4 protein-coding genes are annotated in these 4,797 nt (G+C 65.8%); all 4 read left to right on the top strand.

What is annotated here, in order from left to right:
* Window positions 1–1,003: sensor histidine kinase (locus VDQ18_RS22825; protein ID WP_323023154.1), on the top strand; the 1,003-nt coding region annotated here is incomplete at its 5' end.
* Entirely contained in the window at window positions 970–1,998 is a 1,029-nt protein-coding gene (locus tag VDQ18_RS22820; protein WP_323023153.1) for an ABC transporter substrate-binding protein, read from the top strand. The genes VDQ18_RS22825 and VDQ18_RS22820, both read left to right, overlap by 34 nt.
* Window positions 1,999–2,059: 61 nt before the next feature.
* Window positions 2,060–2,497, top strand: coding sequence for a peptide-methionine (R)-S-oxide reductase MsrB (gene msrB / locus VDQ18_RS22815; RefSeq protein ID WP_323023152.1), 438 nt, complete (start codon window positions 2,060–2,062; stop codon window positions 2,495–2,497).
* A gap of 291 nt (window positions 2,498–2,788) precedes the next feature.
* On the top strand, window positions 2,789–4,797 hold a 2,009-nt coding region (locus tag VDQ18_RS22810), incomplete at its 3' end, for an Orn/Lys/Arg decarboxylase N-terminal domain-containing protein (RefSeq protein ID WP_323023151.1).

Below are 4,797 nucleotides of genomic sequence, written 5' to 3'. Positions count from 1 at the left end.
CAGGCTGGTGGCCGTCGCCCGCAGCCTGATGATCGAGAACCGCGCGGCGCCGGTGTTGGTGATCGTCGGCCAGACGCGCGAGGGGCAGCGGGCCATCGCACTGGGCCTCGCAAACCGGGCAGCGGCGCTGGGCCTGGTGGTGTTCCTCTTCGCCATTCCGTTCAGCCTGCTGTCGGCGCGCACCCTACTCCGCCCCATCGGCAGGCTGGCCGAGGCCGTGGGCCGTCGCGGCGGCCATGACCTGCGCCCCGTGCGCCACCCGGCCCCCGCCGAACTGGCGCCCTTGGTCGAGCAGCTCAACGCCTTCATCGCCCGGCTGCGCCAGACGCTCGCCCAGACCGAAACCTTCATCGCCGAAGCCGCGCATCACATCCGCACGCCGCTGGCGACGCTGAGGTCCGAGGCTGAGATGGCGCTCCGTCAGGCAGGCGATGAACCCACCCGCGCCCGCCTGCGCGGAATGATCCGCGCGACCGAGGAATCGGCGCGCTCGGCCAATCAGTTGCTGGACCATGCCACGGTCCTGTTCCGCGCCGACCAGAAGGCGCAGGACCGGGTGGATCTGGGTGCCATGGCCCGGGCGCTGGCCGAACGCTTCCGGCCGACGGCGGACCTCAAGGACATGGAGATCCGCCTGTCGCTGCCGGAGGAGACCCTGGAAACCTCGGGCGATGCGGTGCTGATCGAGGCGGCCTTGCGCAACCTGATCGACAATGCGGTGAAATATTCGCCCGCCGATTCAACGGTGGAGATCAGCCTTGTCGACGATCTGGGATACGCCCGGATCGAGGTGACCGACCGCGGCCGGGGTCTGGGCGGCGAGACGCAGGCGGCGCTCGCCCAGCGCTTCCGCCGGGGGGCGAATGTGGGCGGTGTGGTGGGGTCCGGGCTGGGCCTGACCATCGTCAGTGAAACGGCAACCGCCATGGGAGGCCGCTTCGCGCTGGCCGAGAGAGAGGAGGGCGGCACATGCGCCACGCTCTGGTTTCCGCGCTCGCGCTGATCTTGTCGGTCACGCAGGCCTGGGGGTTCGAGACCGAGGCCGAGCGCCTTTTCGGTCCCGACAACGCACCGCGGATCCGCGTGCTGGGGACCACCGACCTCGCGTTCTTCTCGCCGGTGGCCGAGGCCTTTCTGGCCGAGAACCCGGGCCTTGGCATCGAATACCTGCAAGCTTCCAGCCAGGCGGTCAGTCTGGCCGTCGACGCCGAGGGCGCGCCCTTCGATCTGGTGATCTCGACCGCGATGGATCTGCAGATGAAGCTGGCCAATGACGGCTTCGCCCGGGCCCTGCCGCCCGATATCGTGCAGCGTCTGCCGGGCTGGGCGCGCTGGCGTGACCGGCTGGTGTCGATCGCGCTGGAACCCGTGGTCCTGCTGATCGCCGAAAGCGCGCTGAACGGTCAGCCACCGCCCCGATCCCGCCGCGACCTGATCGCGCTGCTCAGGGACCACCCCGAGACCTTCGCCGGGCACATCGGCACCTATGATCCGCGGATTTCCGGCGCGGGCTATCTGTTCCTGACGCAGGACGCGCGGATGTCCGATTCCATCTGGCGCCTGGCCGAGGTGATGGGCCGGCTCGACGCGCGGCTCTATTGCTGCTCGGGCGAAGTGATCGAGGGGCTGATCTCGGGCGATCTGCTGGTCGGCTACAACGTGCTGGGCAGCTATGCCGCGGCCAATCTGCCCGAGGGCTCGGACGTGCTGGTCGTTCCGATGGAGGATTTCACCATCACCCTGCAGCGTACCGCCCTGATCCCGGTCAATGCCGCCGATCCCGACGGGGGTGCCGCGCTCTTGCGCTTCATCCTGTCGGACGCCGGGCAGGACATTCAGGCGCAGGTCACCGGCGGCAGCGTCATGCGCCCCGAAAGCTTCACCAGCCAGCCCTGGCTGATGCCGATCCGGCTGGATCCCGGCCTGCTCTCGAGCCTCGACACCATGACGCGCGACCGCTTCCTGGCCGAATGGACCGCGGCCCTCGATCAGCCCTGAGCGCTGGAAAGCGCGGCGCCAAGCCCCATATCTGGCCAGTCATCCCCGAACGGAGGAGCCCATGACCTATTCCAAGACCAAAGACGCCCTCGACCGCCTGACGCCCGAGCAATTCCGCGTCACGCAGCAGAACGGCACCGAGCGCCCCTATACCAACGAATTCGACGAGCATTTCGAGCCCGGGATCTATGTCGACATCGTCTCGGGCGAGCCGCTCTTCGGATCGTCGGCCAAGTATAATTCGGGCTGCGGCTGGCCTGCCTTCACCAAGCCCATCGTCCCCGCCCATGTGGTCGAGAAACGCGACCTCACCCATGGCATGATCCGGGTCGAGGTCCGCTCGGCCCATGGCGACAGCCATCTGGGCCATGTCTTCCCCGACGGGCCGCGCGATCAGGGCGGGCTTCGGTATTGCATCAACTCGGCCTCGCTGCGGTTCATCCCCAAGGACCAGATGGAGGCCGAAGGGTACGGCGAGTACCTCGATCAGGCGGGCTGAGGGCCAACGTCTTTGTGATCGGCGGCAGCAGGCCCGCCAAAGCCCGGGCCCCGCCGTTCCGTCTGCGGGTCCGCGGCTTTACCGGCGCGCCATAGTCCCGGGCCACAAGGGTATTGCCGCGGATCCGCGCCTGAAAAACCTGCGGACGACCCTCAGCATCGGCCGGGGAAGCCCGGCCCTTTTTCTGTGCGTCCCCCTGGCGGACAGGGCCCGTCCCAAGCGCGGCCTTGACGGGGAGGCCCCTGCACTAGACTAGTGCCGCAAAGGCGATTCCGATCGAAAGGAAGATCGATGAAGTTCCGGTTCCCCATCATCATCATCGACGAGGATTTCCGCTCGGAGAACACCTCGGGCCTGGGCATCCGGGCGCTGGCCGACGCCATAGAGGCCGAGGGCTTCGAAGTGCTGGGCGTCACCAGCTATGGCGATCTGAGCCAGTTCGCGCAGCAGCAGAGCCGCGCCTCGGCCTTCGTGCTGTCCATCGACGACGAGGAATTCACCCCCGGTCCCGAACTGGACCCGGTGGTGCAGAAGCTGCGCGATTTCATCGAGGAGGTGCGCTGGAAGAACGCCGATGTGCCGATCTTCCTGCATGGCGAGACCAAGACCTCGCGCCACCTGCCGAACGACATCCTGCGCGAGCTGCACGGCTTCATCCACATGTTCGAGGATACGCCGGATTTCGTCGCCAAGCACATCATCCGCGAGGCGAAATCCTATCTCGAAGGCATCCAGCCGCCCTTCTTCAAGGCGCTTCTGGATTACGCCGAGGACGGCTCCTATTCCTGGCATTGCCCCGGCCATTCCGGCGGCGTGGCGTTCCTGAAATCGCCCATCGGGCAGATGTATCACCAGTTCTACGGTGAAAACATGCTGCGCGCCGATGTCTGCAACGCGGTCGAGGAACTGGGCCAGCTTCTGGACCATAACGGGGCCATCGGCGCCTCGGAACGGAACGCGGCGCGGATCTTCAATTCCGACCATTGCTTCTTTGTCACCAACGGCACCTCGACCTCGAACAAGATGGTCTGGCACCATACGGTCGCGCCGGGCGATGTGGTCGTGGTGGACCGCAATTGCCACAAGTCGATCCTGCATTCGATCATCATGACCGGCGCCATTCCGGTCTTCCTGCGTCCGACCCGCAACCATTACGGCATCATCGGCCCGATTCCGCGCAGCGAGTTCGATCCCGAGGCGATCAAGGCCAAGATCCGCGCCAATCCGCTGTTGCAGGGCGTCGATGCCGATGCCGTCAAGCCGCGCATCATGACGCTGACGCAATCGACCTATGACGGCGTCCTCTACAATACCGAGGTCATCAAGCAGGCGCTCGACGGCTATGTCGACAACCTGCATTTCGACGAGGCCTGGCTGCCGCATGCGGCCTTCCACCCGTTCTATGGCACCTATCACGCCATGGGCCGCAAGCGCGAACGCACCAAACATTCGGTGACCTATTCGACGCAGTCGATCCACAAGCTGCTGGCCGGGATTTCGCAGGCCAGCCACGTTCTGGTGCAGGACAGCCAGGAGGTGAAGCTCGACCGGCACCTCTTCAACGAATCCTACCTGATGCACACCTCGACCAGCCCGCAATATTCGATCATCGCGTCGTGCGACGTGGCGGCGGCGATGATGGAGCCTCCGGGCGGGACCGCGCTGGTGGAAGAGAGCATTCTGGAATCGCTCGATTTCCGCCGGGCGATGCGCAAGGTCGACGGCGAATTCGGCAACGATTGGTGGTTCCAGGTCTGGGGCCCCGACGCGCTGGAAGAGGAAGGGATCGGCCGCAACAAGGACTGGGTGCTGCGCCGCACCGACGAGGATGGCGTGCAGCTGGCCGATGGCGAAGACAGCTGGCACGGCTTCGGCGCCATGGCCCCCGGCTTCAACATGCTGGACCCGATCAAGGCGACGATCATCACCCCCGGTCTGGGTATCGACGGCCGGTTCGAGGAGACGGGGATCCCCGCCTCCATCGTCTCCAAATACCTGGCCGAACACGGCGTGGTGGTGGAGAAGACCGGCCTCTATTCCTTCTTCATCATGTTCACCATCGGCATCACCAAGGGCCGCTGGAACACGCTGCTGGCCGCGCTCCAGCAGTTCAAAGACGATTACGACCGCAACCAGCCGCTGTGGCGGGTGATGCCCGAGTTCAGCGCCAAGCAGCCGCGTTATGAACAGATGGGCCTGCGCGATCTCAGCCAGCACGTGCACACGCTCTATGCGAAATACGACGTGGCGCGGCTCTCGACCGAGATCTACCTGACCGACCACCACCCGGCGATGACGCC

The organism is Pararhodobacter sp. (assembly GCF_034676075.1).
GTDB lineage: Bacteria > Pseudomonadota > Alphaproteobacteria > Rhodobacterales > Rhodobacteraceae > Pararhodobacter.
The sequence above is the reverse complement of the archived record's forward strand: the minus strand, read 5'-3'. Positions and strand labels throughout refer to the sequence as shown.

Excerpts from the sequence above, each read along its gene's own strand:
- msrB (WP_323023152.1), top strand. The coding sequence starts at position 2,060 with ATGACCTATTCCAAGACCAAAGACGCCCTCGACCGCCTGACGCCCGAG.
- VDQ18_RS22820 (WP_323023153.1), top strand. The coding sequence starts at position 970 with ATGCGCCACGCTCTGGTTTCCGCGCTCGCGCTGATCTTGTCGGTCACG.